Below are 19791 nucleotides of genomic sequence, written 5' to 3'. Positions count from 1 at the left end.
GAGTGGCTTCCGCTCCATTGCACTATGAGATAAGACGTTAATTCAGTACCCTTCTGAAAAAACAAAGACGAATAACAAATAGAGGTGTTTTGGTAGCCTTTCCAACGTTCGTTCCATTGCGCTGTAGCCACTCGACTCCTTTGAGAGATAGAGGTAGCAACTGAAAAAGTGTCTAACTGCCGCAGGGGAATGCCATTCCGCTTTCCGCGGCTACCTGGTGAGCCTCCTCGCCTGCGGGGTCTCACACGAGGGAGTCTCCATGTCATTCCCCTGCTAGTATCAGCTTTTCATACTATCCACCCAAGCATAATAAGCATTGGAAATGAAAAAAGATTCACCTTTTCCAATGCATTTTTGATTAATAATTATGTATTAAATGTTTGTAGGTGGTATTCAGATGATCTCCAATCAAGAATCAAAGACTCTAAGTCCCTACATTAATAATAACGAGCTTTTATATGTGTGGCATCAACGATGAGATCGTTGAAGAGTAGGGAATTCCTATCGTTCCTCTCAACAGAGCGGACGGGATGGGGGGCCGACTCCTGCAGGAGGGAAGGGCAGGTTGAAATCCACCGGCGCAGCCGGTTAGTTCAACGCCCGCCTGCGGAAAGCGTGCCCCCCATCCAGGGAGCGAGATCAAAGCTCCTATTCAAGCCCGAAGTTAAAGAGTACTTTTTCAGTGCCTTCTGCTTCATTGCACTATGAGAAATAAACTCTAATTCAGCACTCTTTATAAAAATCATAGACAAATAACAAATGGAGATCCCAAACTGGGATCTCCATTCATGCATTATATTATTTTGTAGCTGGAATGACTTTGTCGATTAAGCCATACTCTTGTGCTTTTGCTGCGATCATGAAGTTGTCACGATCTGTATCGCGCTCGATCACTTCAAGTGGTTGACCTGTGCGCTCTGCAAGGATTTTATTTAAGCTTTCACGCATTTCAATAATACGTTTTGCATGAATTTGAATGTCTGAAGCTTGACCTTGTGTTCCACCAAGTGGTTGGTGAATCATGACTTCACTATTTGGAAGGGCAAAACGTTTGCCTTTTTCACCAGCAGCTAGTAAAAATGCACCCATAGAAGCAGCCATACCAATACAAATAGTTGAAACTTTTGGCTTTATGTACTGCATCGTATCATAAATCGCCATACCGGCTGTAATTGAACCACCAGGGCTGTTAATGTAGATCGAGATATCTTTTTCAGGATCTTCTGCTTGTAAGAACAAAAGTTGTGCTACGATAGAGTTTGCCACATTGTCATCAATGGCACTTCCTAACATAATGATACGGTCCTTTAATAGACGAGAGTAAATGTCGTATGCGCGCTCGCCTCGGTTCGTTTGCTCAATGACTGTAGGGATTAAGTTCATCGAAAATTCCTCCTTTTTACTATTGGTGAACATTTTTGTTCACATTCTTGTTATGTACATCATACTTAATTGGTCAAAAAAGGTCAAATAAAAACCCTTTTTCACACTAGGTATTTTAAACTAGCCAATGAATTTAGAATACTGGCTTGAACAACCTCTTACTACATACTATTCAATATGAAGTGAATTAAACCCTCTTTTCATAATATCCGTTTTTAAATAATCTAAACGAGTATCATCATTAACATAGTGATAAATATGAATTTCCTATATAATAGAGGAATGAAATAGACTATAAAAGGCATAAGGATTAGAAAGCGCTTACAAAGTAATGCTTATACGTTTTTCAGATAATGGAAGGGGGGCAAAAAAGTGCAGTTTGGACTGTTTCAACAACAAACTCAAAATTTGGTCATGACTCAAGAGCTGCGTCAGGCAATTCACCTGTTGCAATATTCAGCTGCTGAATTAACGATGTTTATTCATGAGCAATCACTTGAAAACCCACTGCTAGAAGTCAAGGAACCACCTAAATTAGAGGAACCTATGTATTCTAGTCCTATCAAAAACACTGAAGAATTAGCCTCTCCGATTGATTATGCCTATATTGACCGTACGAGTATACACGATTTTTTGTTAAAACAGTTGCAAGAGTTAACGGTTTCCGATAAAGAGAAAAAAGAGCTAACTTACATGATTTACAGTTTGAGAGACGATGGTTATTTATCAAGACCAATTGAAGAAGTATGTCAAGACTTACAGCTATCGATTGAGGAAGGGGAATACCACTTAGAAACAATTCAACAATTCGATCCAGCTGGGGTAGGGGCAAGAAATTTACAAGAATGTTTGCTAATACAACTGCAAAGAATGCAAAAACATCACCATATTGCTGAACAAATTATTATGTTTCATATGGAAGGTTTTGCTTCACGTAAATGGAAAGAGATCTCAAAAGACATGAACATCACATTAGCAGAAATACAGGAAGCAAATGATATCATCCAAAAATTAGACCCGAGACCAGGTTCTCAGTATATAGCTGATCCGATTTCATTTGTCCGTCCCGAGATTCGAATCGTCCCATACGAAGGTGAACTTCTTGTCCATTTAGAAGATGACCTCATTCCAAATGTCGGATTAAATCAGCATTATGAAGAATTGCTTCGTAGTTCAGATGACGCAGGAGCAAGTCAGTATGCGAAACAAAAAATTCAACAAGTTCAATGGTTAATGAAAAGCATTCATCAACGAAAACAAACTATCCTAAAAGTCGGAGAAGCAATAGCGAAGCATCAAAAAGACTATTTCTTAAAAAAAGATGGTATTCTTAAGCCGCTAACGTTGAAAGAGATCGCAGAAGAAATTGACGTTCATGAATCAACTGTGAGTCGGGCAACCACGAATAAATTTGCCGATACACCGCGTGGAATGATTGAATTAAAGTCATTGTTTTCATCATCGGTCCACAATGATTTAGGAGAAGCCACCTCTAGCCAAATGATCAAAGAGTGGATGAAACAATTAATTGCCGGAGAAAATAAACAAAAGCCATTATCCGATGCAAAAATCGTTAACTGGCTCCAATCAGAAAAAGATACAACCGTCTCCCGAAGAGCCATCGCCAAATACCGAGACGAACTAGGAATCCCCTCCTCATCGAAAAGGAAGAGGTATTAGGACTCAAAGAAAAAGGCGACCTTCCTTTTTCTTTGAGTCCGAAGCAATGAGCGGAGCCGCCGTAATCTTTTAAGCGTTTTGAGCGCACTTCTCAAAATGCGCACGGCGAGCGAAGCCATTGCAAACGGGATAGAAATGAATGAGAGGAAAGGCGACCTTCCTTTTTCTTTAAGTCCGAAGCCATAATATCTACCTTTATTGGGGTTCGTTCCATTGCGCTTCAGGCACTTGCTTTCCGCGGGGAGGAGCCAAGCCTCCTCGACGTTCCGTCTGTGGGGTCTTGCCTTTCCTCTATTTCCCGCAGGAGTCAAGTGCCTTCCGCTCCATTTCACTTAGTGGGGAAATTTTCGGAAATCGCTTATTAAAACAAACGAAGCAGTGTGAGGATGCAAAATTACCATAAAGTATTTCAGTAATCTCAGAATACAGGTTTTATCCCAATGCACTAAACTTAGTTTCTTCTCTGAATCTATACAGCTTTGTACTTTTTGCTTCCTGTTTTCTAGCCGAAGAATTTAACCCGCTTCTTTTATAAAAGACTATTTTCTTAATGCTCTTTTTTCGTAAGGGTTATTCTGTGCAAAAACATTATTTCTCTAAGTGAAATGGAGCGAAAGCCACTCGACTCCTGCGGGAAATAGAGGTAGGGTCGAGACCCCACAGGCGCAGCCGAGGAGGCTCGACACCTCCCCGCGGAAAGCGAGTGGCTGTAGCGCAATGGAACGAATTTGGGAAGAACACAACCCGAGCCATCCCTAAATATCTTTCCTTCCAAAAGAGTGCTCCTCACTCTTTTGTACATACTAAAAAGAAACGAGTGAAAAAAATGTTAGAAGTTAAAATGATCTCCAAGCTTGACTGCCCACTATGCGACAAGGCACTGGCAAAAATACAACCACTAGCCGAAGAATTTAATTTTGAGATAAACGTCATTGATATTTATCAAGATGACGAGCTTCTGGAAAAATACCAAATCATGATTCCGGTCATTTTAATTAATAACGAAGAGGTAGATTTTGGTCAAATCTCAAAAGAAAAGGTAAGAAAGCGTTTACTTGAGATAAATGGGTAAATATAACTTGTGAAAGGACTCTATCCTTGGTAATATGTACTTGTGGATGAGGAATTTGGTCTCGTGGTATTTTTTTTGCCGATAATGGGACTGAAAACGTCTATGCGGGACATATTGAGTCCATCCTAATCAAAGGAGATTGACTCTATGAATTCATTATTAGATATTCAAAAAAAATTATTACCTGATTTGCTTGATGTGATGGTCAAGCGTTACCGAATCCTTCACTACATTAAATTAATGCAACCGATTGGACGAAGAAGTTTATCATCTAACTTACAGCTTTCAGAACGGGTATTACGAGGAGAAGTTACTTTTTTAAAAGATCAAGGCCTTGTACATTTTGCGACTTCGGGCATGAGCATTACCGAAGAAGGTGAAAAATTGTTTGAGAAGTTAGAAGGAATGATGAAGGAGCTTTTAGGTCTAAGGGAGTTAGAAGCTCAATTAGAGAAGGAGCTTGGTGTTAACCAAGTCATTGTTGTACCTGGAAATAGTGACAACGACGAGTGGGTCAAACGCGAAATGGGGCGCGCTTGTATTAGCGAATTAAAAGCCATCATTAAGCCAAAAGATGTTGTGGCTGTCATGGGTGGAACGACGCTTGCTGCGGTTGCAGAAATGATGAAGCCTGATGCAAAAACGAGGGAAGTTGTTTTCGTTCCTGCGCGAGGTGGACTTGGAGAGCAAGTAGAAAACCAAGCGAACACCATTAGTGCAGAGCTTGCGAGCCGAGCAGGTGCACAATATCGCTTATTACATGTCCCTGATCAAATTAGTGAAGAAGCATACTCATCTCTTGTATTAGAACCATCTGTTAAGGACATCCTAAAGCTGATTCAATCAGCTTGTACTGTCATCCATGGTATTGGAGATGCAAAAATGATGGCCACTAGACGAGATTCACAACATTCGTTTATTGACAAGCTGAATAGGGAAGAGGCTGTAGCAGAGGCTTTTGGTTTTTATTTTAACCGAAGTGGAGAACCCATTCATAAGCAAAGAACGATTGGGTTACAGCTCGATGATCTTGGGGAAGATAAGTATGTTATCTCAGTTGCAGGTGGAGCATCAAAGGCAGAAGCGATTTCGGCTTACATGAAGTATCAACCTAGTGATGTGTTGATCACCGATGAAGCAGCTGCAGAGACATTGTTACAAAGTAGATAAAAGGGCATTGCTCTTTTAGATAAATTCTTTTTAAGATACTAGGAGGAGATTTGAACATGGCAACAAAAATTGGTATTAACGGTTTTGGACGTATTGGACGTAACGTATTTCGTGCAGCTTTAAACAACCCTGCAGTAGAGGTTGTAGCAATCAACGACTTAACAGATGCGAACATGCTTGCACACTTACTTAAATATGACACAGTACACGGCAACTTAGATGCTGAAGTATCTGTAAATGGCAACTCTTTAGTTGTAAACGGAACTGAAATCAACATTTCTGCAGAGCGTGACCCTGCGAAACTTGAGTGGGCTAACCGTGGAGTAGAAGTTGTTGTTGAATCAACTGGTTTCTTCACAAAGCGTGAAGATGCTGCAAAACACATCGAAGCTGGCGCGAAGAAAGTAATCATCTCTGCTCCTGCATCTGATGAAGATATTACAATCGTAATGGGTGTTAACGAAGACAAGTATGACGCTGGAAGCCACCACGTTATCTCTAACGCTTCTTGTACAACAAACTGTCTTGCACCATTTGCAAAAGTTCTTAACGATAAATTCGGAATCAAGCGTGGTATGATGACAACAGTTCACTCGTACACAAATGACCAACAAATCCTTGACCTTCCACACAAGGACTACCGTCGTGCTCGTGCAGCTGCTGAGAACATCATTCCTACATCTACAGGTGCTGCAAAAGCTGTTGCTCTTGTTCTTCCTGAACTTAAAGGTAAATTAAATGGTGGAGCAATGCGTGTACCAACTCCAAACGTTTCTTTAGTTGACTTAGTAGCTGAGTTAAACCAAGACGTTACAGCTGAAGAAGTAAACAATGCACTTAAAGAAGCTGCTGAAGGTCCATTAAAAGGAATCCTTCACTACAGCGAAGAGCCACTAGTATCTAGTGACTACAATGGTAACCCACATTCTTCATCAATCGATGCTCTTTCAACAATGGTTATGGAAGGCAGCATGGTTAAAGTAATCTCTTGGTATGATAACGAGTCTGGTTACTCTCACCGTGTTGTAGATCTTGTTGATTACATCGCTAAGCAAGGACTATAATAAGTAACAGTTGGTGGAGGAGGAAGATTATAGAAGTTTCCTCCTCTTTCCGCTGTAAAAAATCGCTATCCATACAGGAGGTCTAGCCAAATGAACAAACAAACGATCCGTGATATTGACCTTAAAGGAAAAAAAGTATTTTGTCGTGTTGATTTCAACGTACCAATGAAGGATGGACAAGTAACGGATGAAACGCGTATTCGTGCTGCGATTCCAACAATCCAAGCATTAGTTGAACAAGGAGCAAAAGTCATTTTAGCTTCTCACCTTGGACGTCCAAAAGGCGAAGTGGTTGAAGAGCTACGTTTAACTCCAGTTGCTGCTCGTTTAAGTGAGTTACTTGGAAAAGACGTCAAAAAAGTAGACGAAGCTTATGGTTCAGAAGCACAAGCTGCTGCTGATTCTCTTGCAGAAGGCGATGTTTTACTACTTGAAAACGTTCGCTTTTATGCTGGTGAAGAAAAGAACGATCCTGAATTAGCAAAAGCATTTGCAGCACTTGCTGATGTATACGTAAATGATGCATTTGGTGCAGCTCACCGTGCTCATGCTTCAACAGAAGGAATTGCTCACCACTTACCAGCTGTTGCCGGTCTTTTAATGGAGAAAGAATTAGATGTTTTAGGTAAAGCACTATCAAACCCTGAGCGTCCATTCACAGCCATTATCGGTGGAGCAAAAGTAAAAGATAAAATCGGTGTCATCGATAATCTTTTAGACAAAGTAGACAACTTAATTATTGGTGGCGGACTTGCTTATACTTTCGTAAAAGCACTAGGTCATGAAGTTGGAAAATCATTGCTAGAAGAAGACAAAATTGATCTTGCTAAAACATTTATGGAAAAAGCAAAAGCAAACAACGTGAACTTCTACATGCCAGTAGATGTAACGGTTGCAGATGATTTTTCAAATGATGCAAACATCAAAGTAGTAAACATCGATGAAATTCCATCTGACTGGGAAGCGCTTGATATCGGACCAAAAACGATTGTTACATATCGTAAAGTCATTTCAGAATCAAAGCTTGTTATTTGGAACGGACCAATGGGAGTATTCGAATTAGAAGCATTTTCTAAAGGAACTCGTGGTGTAGGGGAAGCTCTTGCTGACAGTCAAGATACGTATTCTGTCATCGGTGGTGGAGATTCTGCTGCAGCGGTTGAGAAGTTTGGGATCGCAGGTAAAATGAGCCACATTTCAACAGGTGGCGGTGCGTCACTAGAATTCATGGAAGGCAAAGAGCTTCCAGGACTTGTCGCACTTAACGATAAATAATTATAGGGGAGAAAATCCCGTCTTAATCTAATAAAGAGGTGACAGACTATGCGTAAGCCAATTATTGCAGGTAACTGGAAAATGAACAAAACGCTTGGCGAAGCAAAGCAATTTGTTGAAGCGGTAAAAACAAGCGTTCCAGCGAACAGTGAAGTAGATGCTGTTGTTTGCGCTCCAGCTCTATTTTTAGAAAGTTTAGTTAGTGCAACAGAAGGCACAGACGTAAAAGTAGGTGCTCAAAATGTACACTTTGAAGAAAGTGGTGCATTCACAGGTGAAATTAGTCCAGTTGCTTTAGCAGATATGAACGTTGACTACGTCATCATTGGACACTCTGAGCGTCGTGAAATGTTTGCTGAAACGGATGAAACGGTGAACAAAAAAGTTCACGCATCATTCAAGCACAACTTAGTACCAATCATGTGCTGCGGTGAAACTGATGCTGAGCGTGAAGCTGGTAAAACGAACGATGTTGTAAAAGTACAAGTAGAAGCTGGTTTAGCTGGTCTAACAGAAGATCAAGTGAAAAACACAGTTATTGCTTATGAGCCAATTTGGGCAATCGGTACAGGCAAATCTTCTTCTGCAACAGATGCAAATGAAGTGTGCTCTTACATTCGTAAAGTGGTTGCAGAAGCATTTTCACCAGACGCAGCGGAAGCAGTTCGTATTCAGTATGGCGGCAGCGTGAAACCTGCAAACATTAAAGAATACATGGCTCAGTCTGATATCGACGGTGCACTAGTTGGTGGCGCGAGTCTTGAAGCTGATTCATTCCTTTCACTTTTGGAGGAAGGTAAATAATGAGTAAGAAACCAGTAGCTCTTATCATCCTTGACGGTTTTGCGATGAGAGATGAAGTAAAAGGGAATGCAGTAGCTCAAGCGAAGAAACCGAACTTTGATCGTTACTGGAACCAATACCCGCATGCAACTCTTGAAGCACAAGGGGAAGCGGTTGGTTTGCCAGAAGGTCAAATGGGGAATTCTGAAGTAGGGCATTTGAACATTGGTGCTGGCCGTATTGTTTATCAAAGCTTAACACGCGTGAATTTATCGATTCGCGAAGGCGACTTTTTTGAAAACGAAACATTTCATGCAGCGATGAACCATGTGAAAGAAAAGAAGAGCGCTCTTCATGTATATGGTCTTCTATCAGATGGTGGAATTCACAGTCACATTGAGCATTTGTTTGCACTACTTGAACTTGCGAAGCGTGAAAACGTCGAGAAAGTCTATGTTCACGGTTTCCTTGATGGACGTGATGTAGGTCCGACTTCAGCTGAAGTTTACATTCGAGCTCTTCAAAGCAAATTAGAAGATTTAGGTGTGGGAGAAATTGCTTCGATTCACGGACGTTACTATGCGATGGATCGCGACCGTCGCTGGGAGCGTGTGGAGAAGTCATACCGTGCAATGGTATACGGAGAAGGTCCAGCTTACACAAATCCTATTGATGTAGTGACAGATAACTACAAAAATGAGATTCATGATGAGTTCGTTATTCCTTCTGTTATAACAAAGGAAGACGGAACACCAGTTGGAACGGTTGGAGATGATGATGCAGTTATTTTCTTTAATTTCCGTCCGGACCGAGCAATTCAAATGTCTCAAGTTTTTACAAACGAAGACTTCCGTGGTTTTGACCGCGGGGACATGCATCCAAGAAATCTTCACTATGTATGCTTAACGAAATTTAGTGAAACCGTTGATGGATTTGTTGCGTTCAAACCAACCAATCTAGACAACACGCTTGGAGAAGTGTTATCACAACAAAACTACAAGCAGCTTCGCATAGCGGAGACAGAAAAATATCCACATGTCACGTTCTTCTTTAGTGGCGGACGTGAAGAGCCGTTCCCAGGTGAGGAACGAATTCTAATCGATTCACCAAAAGTAGCTACGTATGATTTGAAGCCTGAAATGAGTGCATACGAAGTAACGGACGCGTTGCTTGCAGACATTGAGGCGGATAAGCATGATGCGATTATTTTAAACTTTGCTAACCCTGACATGGTTGGACACTCAGGAATGCTTGAGCCGACCATCAAAGCGGTTGAAGCGGTTGATGAGTGCCTAGGAAAAGTCGTTGATGCGATTATCGCAAAAGGTGGCGCAGCTGTTATTACCGCTGATCACGGAAATGCAGATGAAGTCATCACGCTTGAAGATACGCCAATGACAGCTCACACAACAAACCGAGTACCAGTCATTGTGACGCAAGACGGAATTGAATTAAGCCAAGACGGAAAGCTTGCGGATTTGGCACCGACTGTTTTAACACTTCTAGGTGGAAAACAACCTGAAGAGATGACAGGTGTTTCATTAATTAAAAAATAATTTTTTTAGCAGGAATTGCTGAAAAACAATTGAATTACAATACGTTTGACTGCATGAAAAAACAAATTTTAACCGAAAATAAATTGATAAATTTTAAGGAGTGACTTTACAATGACAATGATTACAGATGTTTATGCTCGCGAAGTATTAGATTCTCGTGGTAATCCAACAGTTGAAGTAGAAGTATACCTTGAGTCAGGTGCAATGGGACGCGCGTTAGTACCAAGTGGTGCGTCTACTGGTGAGTACGAAGCAGTAGAATTACGTGATGGTGGAGAGCGTTACATGGGCAAAGGAGTTCTTCAAGCAGTAGATAACGTAAATGAAGTTATCGCTCCTGAGCTAATCGGTTTCGACGCTTTAGATCAACTTGGCATTGACCAATTAATGATCGACCTTGATGGAACGGAGAACAAAAGCAAATTAGGTGCAAATGCAATTCTTGGTGTATCTATGGCTGTCGCTCATGCTGCTGCTGATGCTCTTGGTTTACCTTTATATGTATACCTTGGCGGATTCAACGCGAAGCAACTTCCAGTACCAATGATGAACATCATCAATGGTGGAGAGCACGCTGATAACAACGTTGATATCCAAGAATTCATGGTTATGCCAGTAGGTGCTGAAAACTTCCACGAAGCTCTTCGTATGGGTGCGGAAATTTTCCACAACTTAAAATCTGTACTTAAATCAAAAGGCTACAACACAGCTGTAGGTGATGAAGGTGGATTCGCTCCAAACCTTTCTTCAAACGAAGAAGCTCTTTCTACAATCATCGAAGCAATCGAAAAAGCTGGTTTCAAGCCAGGTGAAGAAGTTCAACTTGCTATGGACGTTGCAGCTTCTGAAATCTACAACAAAGAAGATGGAAAGTACCACTTAACTGGTGAAGGCAAGAGCCTTACATCTGAAGAAATGGTTACATTCTACGAAGATCTTTGCTCAAAATACCCAATCATCTCAATTGAAGATGGTTTAGATGAAAACGACTGGGATGGTTTCAAACTTTTAACTGAAAAGCTTGGCGGTAAAGTTCAACTTGTTGGTGACGACTTGTTTGTTACAAACACAACAAAACTTGCTGAAGGTATTGAAAAAGGAATTGGTAACTCAATCCTAATTAAAGTGAACCAAATCGGTACATTAACAGAAACATTTGAAGCAATCGAAATGGCGAAGCGCGCTGGTTACACAGCAGTTATCTCTCACCGTTCTGGTGAAACAGAAGATGCAACAATCGCTGACATCGCTGTTGCAACAAACGCTGGTCAAATCAAAACAGGTGCTCCATCTCGTACAGACCGTGTGGCGAAGTACAACCAACTTCTTCGCATCGAAGACGAGCTAGCTAACGTAGCAACTTACGGCGGCTTAAAAGCATTCTATAACTTGAAAAAATAAGCAATAAGAAAACCGTACCTCTGATGTAGAGGTACGGTTTTTTGAATATCGCTCCAATTACTGCTCCAGACATACCTTCGCTAGTGAGTGTATCAATATTTTTTTCACTTAGATAAAACCTATTGTCCGAGGCTCGTTCCATTACGCTCCAGCAACTCGCTTTCCGCGGGAAGGTGTCGAGCCTCCTCGGCTGCGCCTGTGGGGTCTCGACCTTACCTCTATTTCCCGCAGGAGTCGAGTGGCTTGCGCTTCATTACACTTAGAGGGAAAATGAATTACAGCTTTACCAATGAATTTAAAAAATAAGAGAATGCTCTTAACTAGCGTAGGGCAAACACGTAGACAATCACTATTTTTTGCTTCTATATTATTACGGGACTGGCTTTGTGTTCATGCTGATCATCTTGATCATTTGAATAACTAAGCTGCTCTTTATTATCTCCTTTTCAAAGGCATATTAATTTTAACCCACTTTAGTATGAATCAAAAATCAACAAGTTCATTGACATGAGGAAGCAAATTATCTTTAATTACAACCAGTTCATAAATTCCCATATATGGACTAAGTGTTATTGTTTCTTCATTTGATAAGGAATGAGGAGTTTATCTGTCCAATTTGAAATGACAAATACCGAATTCATAACGAATCGAATTTTATTTTAAAGAGGTTCTTTTCGGAAGCATTAATGTACAATTGGCATTAGATATGTATAAAGTGGAATGGAGCGGAAGGCACTTGACTCCTGCGGGAATAGAGGGAAAGGCAAGACCTCACAGACGGAACGTCGTGGTGGGGGCTTGGCTTCCTCCCCGCGGAAAGCAAGTGCCTGCAGCGCAATGGAACGGAGGGTTAAGGAAAAGTGAAAAGTATACGAAGACGGTATTAAAAAATAAATCATTTAGATTTTTATATGACTAATTTTTATGAATGAATTCCCGCTGTTACGTCAAGTCAGAAAAGTCATTCATCCCGCCCTTAAATCGTCCATTCATCATGAATAATGCCAACAAGATACCATTTCCCATCTTGCTCTTCTAACACAATTCGTAGGCTTCGCCAGTCCATTCCTTCATACTCTTCTTCAAAGCCGGAAAAATAATAATCTACTATATCAGCATCAGGATAGATCTCATCACTGTTATCAATCATCATGCCGTCGCCTAACCGCTCATTCACCGCGGTTTCCTCTGCATTTGCATAATCGTGGTCATACACAAAACGGTCGTAGTAGTCACGGAATGTTTTTTCAATTGGATGACCGCTGCCGTCAAAGTAACCCCAATGATACACGGTCTCATCTTCCCAAACTTCTACGAGTTGTTCTGCAAACAGTACTTTATCCTCATCCACATTGATATGTCCATAAGGTGAGAACCGCACCCCTTTTGTTGGATGAACATAGTCAGCTAATGCTTCCATCTCTTGATCTCTTAACAAAGTAACAATGTGATCGGCGGTTTCTTCTAACCCCATTTCTTTTTTGGCTCATCCTCATTTGCAGAATTACCTTCATCAGGATGCTCAATATCCTCAATAGCTTCAGTAGGCTCTTCTTGAACGGGCTCTTGCACGTCTGTCTCAGCACAGCTCGCTAACAGAATAGCTGTAAAAAAGATAAATAAATATTTCATATAAAACCCCTCCTTCTAGTCTCTCTAATAACACTTTACCCACATAAAACGAATTTAAAAGTAAGTAGTAGAGAAAAGAGTCCATTTCGACCTTGAATAATAATTATGTGAGATAACGTAACTGTTTTTCCCACGAATCGACCGATTTATCTTACTCTTAGCCTATATAGATTGGTATTAATTAGCATTTGATTTGTTAAAAACTCTAACAAAAGGGGAAGCCGCGGATGACAACAAAACTAATTGATTTATCACAAGAGATCTACCAAGGAATGCCTTGTTTGTCCACGCAACAGCAAACGGTCATTTTTCAAAATATATCACATGATGTGACGAAGCAGAAATTAGGCTTCGAATTTGCCACCAATGGTTTGATTTTAAATGAGCACGTTCCAACTCATAGTGATGCTATTTATGAATATGATCCAGAGGGTCAGACGATTGATGAGATGGATCTAGACTCTTTTTACGGTCCTGCAATTTGTTTAGACGTATCGACTATTCCAGCTGAGAAATTCATTACAAAACGGGACTTAAAAGAGGCAATGAAAGCTTCCAGTCAAAAAATTGAAGAAGGGGATATTGTGTTGTTGCATACAGGGCATTATGAACGTTCATACGGAACGGAAGAATGGTTTACCTCTCATACTGGCTTGAATTATCAAGCGGCAAAATGGCTTGCAGAACTCGGAGTCAAAAACATCGGCGTGGATGCACCTTCGATTGATCAATCAAATGATCGGAAATTTTCAGGTCATCGCATCTGCGAGAATACCAAATTACGAACACAGAAAATTTATGCAACCTTGAAAAAATTGTCAATCAACGCTTTTTGTATATTGGACTTCCTTTAAAAATTCGTAACGGAACCGGCTCTCCTATCCGAGCAGTGGCGTTATTAGTAGAATAAAAAATAACCAAAAAACAGTCATGATTTTAGTTAAAGTGAATGTCGACTTTTCTAACAATCAAAACTGTTTTTTATTTTGAAAAAGAGCTTTTTACTAGGGAGTAAATGCTTACAAGTAGAACGTCCAAAACCTTTGAAAGACGAAAGATAAATTGTTCAATTATAACAAAAGTACAAATTGATATCAGCCTTTTTTAAAAAAATGGTTTTAAAAAAGATGTAAGATAACCTAACTATAATCAACAAAAAAGTCAAAATTTCCATTAGTCTATCCATATATTCGAATTATCTAAAAATTATAGAAATTTTTGTGGAATGTAACTAGTGACTATAAGAAATAACGACGGATAAGGAGTGGGGAAATGAAGAAAGGCAATATTAATGAAATTGGGATGAACATTCAGACGGGGTCAAGTATACCGAACAAAAACAAAGGTGGTGCCAAGCATGTCTAGAGAAGCCGTGAATAGCAGTCAAGTTGTCGTAAACAATCCAGCCGTAACAGCCGTCAGCAAAAAAAGCAGTGAATGGATGAAAAAAGTCTTTCCACCAGTAATCGCGTTGATTGGGTTCATCGTTTTTTGGCAGGTTATTGTCACATTAATTGGAACCCCTCATTATATTTTACCTAAACCGACTGATATTTTTAATGCTGCGGTCTCCAATTGGAGCAATTTATCAACCGCCCTAACGACAACCATTATTAGTGCTGTTTCTGGTTTCGTATTAAGTGTCATAGGAGGAATTGGTGTTGCCGTTTTAATGGCAAGCTCCAAACTGGTTGAGAGAAGTTTTTATCCTTATGCAATCATTTTGCAAACCATTCCGGTTGTTGCGATTGCGCCAATCATTGTCATTTGGTTTGGTTCAGGCATGAATGCCATCGTGATTATTGCCTTTACGATCGGGTTTTTCCCGATGTTGTCCAATACGCTTATTGGTTTAAATGCAACGGATCATAATATGAAAAATTTATTTTACTTATATAACGCTTCTAAATGGCAGGTTATGTGGAAGCTTCGTTTTCCAGCAGCATTGCCTTATATTATTGCAGGTGCAAAAATTTCGTGTACGTTAGCGGTTGTCGGGGCCATTGTTGGTGAGTACATTGCCGGTGTTGGTGGTGGAGCTGGTGGATTAGGATATGCGATTACAGTCGCAGCTTCACGATTGCAAACTCCTTACTTATTTGCATTAGGTTTATCAGCAGCTGTCCTTGGTATTGCGTTCTTCTTGATTGTAAGCTACGTTTCAAGATTATTCTTAGGATCTTGGCATGAGTCAGAAATGGAACAAGAATAAAAGATGGTGATAGGAAGGGGAATGAAACATGCAAACAGCTACTCTTGAGACGAAAGAAGCGTTAGTTGAAAAAAAATCGATGTTGCGGATTAACAACGTTAGCAAAATATACAATGGTTCAATCACAGCACTTAGTGAAGTAAGTCTTGATATACCAGAAGGGGAATTTGTCTCATTTGTTGGGCCTTCCGGTTGTGGGAAGTCAACGATTTTTAAAATCATTGCTGGGTTAAGTGATCCAACATCAGGCAAGGTCGAAATGATCAGTCCTGATAAAAAAGAAACAGTGATGGACCGAAATGAAGTGGGATTTGTCTTTCAACATGCGACATTATTACCATGGAAATCAGTATTAGATAATGTCTCGCTTCCTCTTGAATTAAAAGGCGTGTCCAAAAAAGAACGTCATGAACGAGGAAAAGAAGTGCTTGAAATGGTTGGTTTAAAGGGGTATGAAAAGGCTCTACCACGTCAATTGTCAGGTGGAATGCAGATGAGGGTATCCATTGCTAGGTCCCTTATTGCCAAACCGAAACTACTACTAATGGATGAGCCTTTTGGGGCACTTGATGAAATGACGAGACAAAATTTACATTATGAGCTCCTTAAAATCTGGGAAAAAACAGGCATGACTGTTTTGTTTATCACGCATAATGTTTTTGAATCGGTCTTTCTTTCAACGAAAATAGCTGTAATGAGTGCGAGACCAGGAAGAATTACGGATGTTCATGAAGTTCCCCCTTATGATCGAAATGAGACATTCCGGAGTACACCAGAGTTTAGTCATTTAGTTGGGGAAATATCTAAAGGATTGCAACATTAAAAGCGAAGGCTGTTGAGTGGGAGATTCCTCTCAACAGCTTTTTTTGTTATGTTTGTTAGATTTTCTTCTGTCATCAGGAAAATTAAATTTTTTTATTGATGAAGTGAGGCCTCGTGTAGCAGTGTATGTAGTGCTAGTAAGCAACCAAGAAAAGAAAAAGAAAACATAAAAAAGGTGTTAAGAAATCTTACTAATTTCAACAAAATTCACACTATTTCTATTACTCTTACGATGTATTAGTTGAAAGGTTCATATGCTTGAGAGGAGATGGTGATCGGGAATGAATGAGAGATTCCTAGAGAAGCTGCGTAGCACAGTTGAGGTAGAAGATGTGATTGTAGAAAAAGAGACCATTAGCAAACTATCAAAGGATTATTATTGGTATTCTCCGGTTTTAGATGCTGAGCTTCGTGACAAGGAAGCGGACTATGTCGTGATACCAGACACACATGAAAAGGTGAAAAATGTATTGCAGCTTGCTGTTGAGGAAAAAGTTCCCGTCACTTTGAGAGGAGCTGGAACAGGTAATTATGGCCAAGCGATCCCGATGAATGGGGGACTAGTCGTTGATTTAAGCAAATTGAATCAAGTGATCAAAATTGCTGATGGGTTTGTCACTGTTCAAGCTGGCATGCGCATTCGAGATTTAGAAAAGCAACTTCATGTGACAGATCAAGAGTTAACGATTTATCCGTCAACGTTTGTGAAGGCAACGATTGGTGGATTTATAGCGGGAGGATCTGGTGGCATTGGCTCGGTAACTTGGGGGAACTTATGGGATGGAAATGTTCTTAGTGCAAAGGTCTTAACGATGAATGACACGGTTACAGAGTTAGTGCTTGAAGGGGAGGAATTGTTAGATTACATCCATAGTTACGGAACGACGGGAATTATTACAGAAGTAACGATTCCGATCAAGCAACAGACAAAATGGGTTCAAGAATTGATTGGATTTGACCATCTACATGAAGCATTAGCCTTTTCCAAATCAATTGCAGAAGCAACAAGATGGAAAAAGAGGCTCGTATCGGTTGTAGAAGCACCTATCCCACTTTTTTTAGACCGTTGAAAAAGGCGTTACAAGGTTATGATGGGCATGCTGTCTTACTGGAAATTGCAGAGGAAAATCATTACCGTTTGCAAGAGCATGCGTTAACGTTTAACGGCAAGAGCCTATACACAGTCGGAGCTGAATCGTACCGAAAAGGAATTGGCATTAGCGACTTTACATGGAACCATACAACGCTTTGGGCTTTAAAAGCTGATAAGAAATGGACGTATTTGCAAAATTTCTTTTCTCTAGATCATGTTCAAAAACAAATTGGTCTTATTAAAGAACAGTTTGGCGATGAGGTCCTCATTCATATTGAATGGTTACGAGATCGAGGAAGTCTAGTTCCAGCGGGGCTACCACTCGTAAAATACGAATCAAAAGAAAGGTTGTATGAGATCATCGAGTTTTTTAATGAGATTGGAGCATCGGTAAATGATCCACATACGTATTTACTTGGTGCTGGAGGCTGGGATTTGCAGCTAGAATCGATTGCTAACAAAAAGAAAGAGAATGATCCATATAATCTATTGAATCAAGAAAAAATGCCAACACAAGATGCAATAAAACAAATGGTTAACTAACAAATAAAAAAATAGGGGGTTTAACAATTGATGAAAAAACACGCGCACTCGTTTTTGTTTTTACTCATGCTATCCATGCTTTTGCTACTTACTGCTTGTGGAGGTTCAACGGAAGAGGCTACATCTGGTGAAGCAGAGCCGGTAGATGAGCCAACTGAAGTAGATGAGGAAGTTGAAGAGGAAGAAGCGGTTACCGAGCTTTTTGAAATCAAGCAAATTACAAGTTGGTTCCCGCAAGTTGAAAATGCTGGTCAATATTATGCAGCGATGGAAGGGTTCTATGAAGAGGCTGGGTTAGAGATGACGACAGAGCCAGGCGGTCCACAAGTTTCTTCGATTTCCATTGTTTCATCAGGAAGTGCGCAAATTGGGATGGCGCAAGCGGATCAAGTGTTATATGCCATTAACGAAGGAATCCCGTTAGTTGCTTTCTTTGCCAATTTCCAAAAGACTCCACAAGGCATCATGTTCCATGCCGATCAACCAATTGAAACATACGATGATTTAGCGGATGGATATGAAATTTATACAGCAGCAGGAGCTGGGTATTGGGAGTTTTTAGTGAGTCAATTTGAGATTGAAGCAGATCAAAACCGCGTGTATACAGGTGATAGCTCAGCGTTTGTTTCAAATGAAAAAGCAGCCTCTCAAATGTATGTGACATCAGAGCCGTTTTATCTTGCTGAACAAGGAGTCGAAACAGGTCATTTACTGATTGCTGATTCTGGCTACTCCCCATATGGAGACGTTCTATTTACGACAAAAGCCTTTATGGAAGAACATCCAGAGGTGATTCAAGCTTACGTAGACGCCATTACAAAAGGATGGGAAGCGTTTAAAGAAGATCCAGCAAAAGTCTATGACTATATTATCGAGCTAGAACCAGAGAAGACAGTTGACCAAATGGAATACGCAACTGAGCAAATGCAAGAGCTTGTCTTTGGCGGTGATGCCGAGGAGAACGGTGTTGGGTATATGAGTACAGAGCGTTGGGAAGAGTTAATTGGTCAGTTGGTTGAACTAGGATTACTAGATTCTGAGATCCCAGCAGAAGACGTTTTTACAACAGAGTTCCTTAACTAAAGCAAGGAGGCTTACATCGTGAATCGGTACAAAAGCAAAGCGTGGCAAGAGTGTTTCTTGCCGCGCTTATCAAAAAAAGAAATCGCTGAACTAGACAAGGAAAAAGGGGTACTCGTCTTGCCAGTCGGGGCGGTTGAACAGCACGGTCCGCATTTGCCTGTTTACACAGATACGTTAATTGCAGAAGGACTGTTATCAGCTGCTTTTCAGCTGTTATCTCAAGAATACCAAGTATGGATGCTTCCGCCACTTTCATACGGCAAAAGCACGGAGCACCTTGGTCACCCAGGGACGATGACGTTATCAGCTACTACCTTGCAGCAAGTCATTCTCGACATTGGCAAAAGTGCAAAAGCTAGTGGTTTCAGGCGGATTGTGTTATTTAACACACACGGAGGCAATATCGATTTATTAAACATGGTTGCGCGCGAGCTTCGAATTGAAACAGGTTTAATGGTGTTTCGTATGAATGCAATGGATTTTCGCTCTGAATTGACATCGATGTTTTCAGAGAAAGAGCTAACATATGGCATTCACGGTGGTGATGTCGAAACATCACTCGTGCTCGCGATTGAGGAAGGCTGGGTTGATATGGAGCTTGCTCCAACTGAATTTTACCACCAAGAGTTGTTGGATATAAAAGGTGGCCCATTTGCAGCTTGGGTAATTGATGATTTATCTGAATCAGGCATCTCCGGAAATGCAAAAGCTGCTACGAAGGAAAAAGGAGAAGAAGTCATTTCAAGATTAAGCAAGAAAATTGCTGAAACACTTGCAGCAATGAGTGAGTTTGAAATGGAAAGCTTTCAACAAAAGCCAACCGTCAAATCAACGTAAGGTAGTGAAACGCAAACAAAAGGTAGGGTTGTGAATCCTACCTTTTTTAATAGGACTCTTTTCGCAAGGAGTGTTGTAGAAAGGTTAATTCTCAAAGTGAAATGAAGCGGAAGCCACTTGCCCCTACCTCTAATTGAAGCTACTGAAAAAGTGCTCGTTTACTTCGGACTTAAAAGGGAGCTTTG

18 protein-coding genes are annotated in these 19791 nt (G+C 40.5%); 15 read left to right on the top strand and 3 right to left on the bottom strand.

The features are described from left to right. Positions 1-798 precede the first annotated feature (798 nt). Positions 799-1416: an ATP-dependent Clp endopeptidase proteolytic subunit ClpP gene (gene clpP / locus JCM9140_RS17940; RefSeq protein WP_081727766.1), complete on the bottom strand. Its 618-nt coding sequence runs from the start codon at positions 1414-1416 to the stop codon at positions 799-801. 339 nt (positions 1417-1755) lie between these two features. Here clpP and rpoN point away from each other — a divergent pair, with 339 nt between their 5' ends. From rpoN to eno, 8 genes are all read left to right on the top strand, one after another. Continuing rightward, positions 1756-3063 (top strand): RNA polymerase factor sigma-54, encoded by a 1308-nt coding sequence (gene rpoN / locus JCM9140_RS17935; RefSeq protein WP_034749769.1) that lies wholly within the window; start codon positions 1756-1758, stop codon positions 3061-3063. Positions 3064-3889: 826 nt separating this feature from the next. Further along, positions 3890-4135, top strand: coding sequence for a glutaredoxin family protein (locus tag JCM9140_RS17925; protein WP_034749785.1), 246 nt, complete (start codon positions 3890-3892; stop codon positions 4133-4135). A gap of 147 nt (positions 4136-4282) precedes the next feature. Beyond that, positions 4283-5305 (top strand): sugar-binding transcriptional regulator, encoded by a 1023-nt coding sequence (locus JCM9140_RS17920; protein WP_034749764.1) that lies wholly within the window; start codon positions 4283-4285, stop codon positions 5303-5305. 56 nt (positions 5306-5361) lie between these two features. Then, the gene (gene gap / locus JCM9140_RS17915) at positions 5362-6369 is read left to right on the top strand and encodes a type I glyceraldehyde-3-phosphate dehydrogenase (protein WP_034749760.1); all 1008 of its coding nucleotides are present in this window, start codon (positions 5362-5364) and stop codon (positions 6367-6369) included. A gap of 90 nt (positions 6370-6459) precedes the next feature. Next, positions 6460-7644, top strand: coding sequence for a phosphoglycerate kinase (locus tag JCM9140_RS17910; RefSeq protein ID WP_034749757.1), 1185 nt, complete (start codon positions 6460-6462; stop codon positions 7642-7644). 48 nt (positions 7645-7692) lie between these two features. Then, a complete protein-coding gene (gene tpiA, locus JCM9140_RS17905; protein ID WP_034749754.1) occupies positions 7693-8448 on the top strand; it encodes a triose-phosphate isomerase in 756 nt (251 codons plus the stop codon). Continuing rightward, positions 8448-9983, top strand: coding sequence for a 2,3-bisphosphoglycerate-independent phosphoglycerate mutase (gene gpmI / locus JCM9140_RS17900; protein WP_034749750.1), 1536 nt, complete (start codon positions 8448-8450; stop codon positions 9981-9983). Before tpiA ends, gpmI begins: the two co-directional genes overlap by 1 nt. A gap of 111 nt (positions 9984-10094) precedes the next feature. Beyond that, positions 10095-11384 (top strand): phosphopyruvate hydratase, encoded by a 1290-nt coding sequence (gene eno / locus JCM9140_RS17895; protein WP_034749747.1) that lies wholly within the window; start codon positions 10095-10097, stop codon positions 11382-11384. A 976-nt stretch (positions 11385-12360) separates the two neighbouring features. Here eno and JCM9140_RS17885 read toward each other — a convergent pair. After that, on the bottom strand, positions 12361-12858 hold the full coding sequence (locus JCM9140_RS17885) for a hypothetical protein (RefSeq protein WP_052002367.1): 498 nt from the start codon (positions 12856-12858) through the stop codon (positions 12361-12363). After that, positions 12849-13016, bottom strand: coding sequence for a hypothetical protein (locus tag JCM9140_RS23945; RefSeq protein WP_156314922.1), 168 nt, complete (start codon positions 13014-13016; stop codon positions 12849-12851). The genes JCM9140_RS17885 and JCM9140_RS23945 overlap by 10 nt, the downstream gene beginning before the upstream one ends. A 227-nt stretch (positions 13017-13243) precedes the next feature. Between JCM9140_RS23945 and JCM9140_RS17880 the strand changes: the two genes are divergently transcribed. From JCM9140_RS17880 to JCM9140_RS17855, 7 genes are all read left to right on the top strand, one after another. Then, the gene (locus JCM9140_RS17880) at positions 13244-13870 is read left to right on the top strand and encodes a cyclase family protein (protein ID WP_235715397.1); all 627 of its coding nucleotides are present in this window, start codon (positions 13244-13246) and stop codon (positions 13868-13870) included. A gap of 503 nt (positions 13871-14373) precedes the next feature. Further along, positions 14374-15228, top strand: coding sequence for an ABC transporter permease (locus JCM9140_RS17875; RefSeq protein WP_034749741.1), 855 nt, complete (start codon positions 14374-14376; stop codon positions 15226-15228). 28 nt (positions 15229-15256) lie between these two features. Further along, positions 15257-16051 (top strand): ABC transporter ATP-binding protein, encoded by a 795-nt coding sequence (locus JCM9140_RS17870; RefSeq protein ID WP_034749739.1) that lies wholly within the window; start codon positions 15257-15259, stop codon positions 16049-16051. 280 nt (positions 16052-16331) lie between these two features. After that, on the top strand, positions 16332-17120 hold the full coding sequence (locus JCM9140_RS25310) for an FAD-binding oxidoreductase (RefSeq protein WP_369384457.1): 789 nt from the start codon (positions 16332-16334) through the stop codon (positions 17118-17120). Continuing rightward, the gene (locus JCM9140_RS25305; protein ID WP_369384456.1) at positions 17060-17686 is read left to right on the top strand and encodes a hypothetical protein; all 627 of its coding nucleotides are present in this window, start codon (positions 17060-17062) and stop codon (positions 17684-17686) included. The genes JCM9140_RS25310 and JCM9140_RS25305 overlap by 61 nt, the downstream gene beginning before the upstream one ends. A 30-nt stretch (positions 17687-17716) precedes the next feature. Next, the gene (locus tag JCM9140_RS17860; protein WP_034749773.1) at positions 17717-18769 is read left to right on the top strand and encodes an ABC transporter substrate-binding protein; all 1053 of its coding nucleotides are present in this window, start codon (positions 17717-17719) and stop codon (positions 18767-18769) included. An 18-nt stretch (positions 18770-18787) separates the two neighbouring features. Next, a complete protein-coding gene (locus tag JCM9140_RS17855) occupies positions 18788-19606 on the top strand; it encodes a creatininase family protein (RefSeq protein WP_034749736.1) in 819 nt (272 codons plus the stop codon). Positions 19607-19791: the final 185 nt, after the last annotated feature.

It is taken from the genome of Halalkalibacter wakoensis JCM 9140, from assembly GCF_000513095.1.
Lineage (GTDB): Bacteria > Bacillota > Bacilli > Bacillales > Bacillaceae_D > Halalkalibacter > Halalkalibacter wakoensis.
Note: the sequence above shows the minus strand (reverse complement) of the source record. Positions and strands in the feature narration are given on the sequence as shown.

What these genes read in the sequence shown, in the direction of transcription:
- JCM9140_RS17875 (WP_034749741.1), top strand. Translation starts at nt 14,374, where the DNA reads ATGTCTAGAGAAGCCGTGAATAGCAGTCAAGTTGTCGTAAACAATCCA.
- JCM9140_RS17925 (WP_034749785.1), top strand. Translation starts at nt 3,890, where the DNA reads ATGTTAGAAGTTAAAATGATCTCCAAGCTTGACTGCCCACTATGCGAC.
- gpmI (WP_034749750.1), top strand. Translation starts at nt 8,448, where the DNA reads ATGAGTAAGAAACCAGTAGCTCTTATCATCCTTGACGGTTTTGCGATG.
- JCM9140_RS17880 (WP_235715397.1), top strand. Translation starts at nt 13,244, where the DNA reads ATGACAACAAAACTAATTGATTTATCACAAGAGATCTACCAAGGAATG.
- JCM9140_RS17910 (WP_034749757.1), top strand. Translation starts at nt 6,460, where the DNA reads ATGAACAAACAAACGATCCGTGATATTGACCTTAAAGGAAAAAAAGTA.
- clpP (WP_081727766.1), bottom strand. Translation starts at nt 1,416, where the DNA reads ATGTTCACCAATAGTAAAAAGGAGGAATTTTCGATGAACTTAATCCCT.
- JCM9140_RS25310 (WP_369384457.1), top strand. Translation starts at nt 16,332, where the DNA reads ATGAATGAGAGATTCCTAGAGAAGCTGCGTAGCACAGTTGAGGTAGAA.
- JCM9140_RS23945 (WP_156314922.1), bottom strand. Translation starts at nt 13,016, where the DNA reads ATGAAATATTTATTTATCTTTTTTACAGCTATTCTGTTAGCGAGCTGT.
- JCM9140_RS25305 (WP_369384456.1), top strand. Translation starts at nt 17,060, where the DNA reads ATGGAAAAAGAGGCTCGTATCGGTTGTAGAAGCACCTATCCCACTTTT.
- JCM9140_RS17920 (WP_034749764.1), top strand. Translation starts at nt 4,283, where the DNA reads ATGAATTCATTATTAGATATTCAAAAAAAATTATTACCTGATTTGCTT.
- gap (WP_034749760.1), top strand. Translation starts at nt 5,362, where the DNA reads ATGGCAACAAAAATTGGTATTAACGGTTTTGGACGTATTGGACGTAAC.
- JCM9140_RS17870 (WP_034749739.1), top strand. Translation starts at nt 15,257, where the DNA reads ATGCAAACAGCTACTCTTGAGACGAAAGAAGCGTTAGTTGAAAAAAAA.
- JCM9140_RS17860 (WP_034749773.1), top strand. Translation starts at nt 17,717, where the DNA reads ATGAAAAAACACGCGCACTCGTTTTTGTTTTTACTCATGCTATCCATG.
- JCM9140_RS17885 (WP_052002367.1), bottom strand. Translation starts at nt 12,858, where the DNA reads ATGGGGTTAGAAGAAACCGCCGATCACATTGTTACTTTGTTAAGAGAT.
- tpiA (WP_034749754.1), top strand. Translation starts at nt 7,693, where the DNA reads ATGCGTAAGCCAATTATTGCAGGTAACTGGAAAATGAACAAAACGCTT.
- eno (WP_034749747.1), top strand. Translation starts at nt 10,095, where the DNA reads ATGACAATGATTACAGATGTTTATGCTCGCGAAGTATTAGATTCTCGT.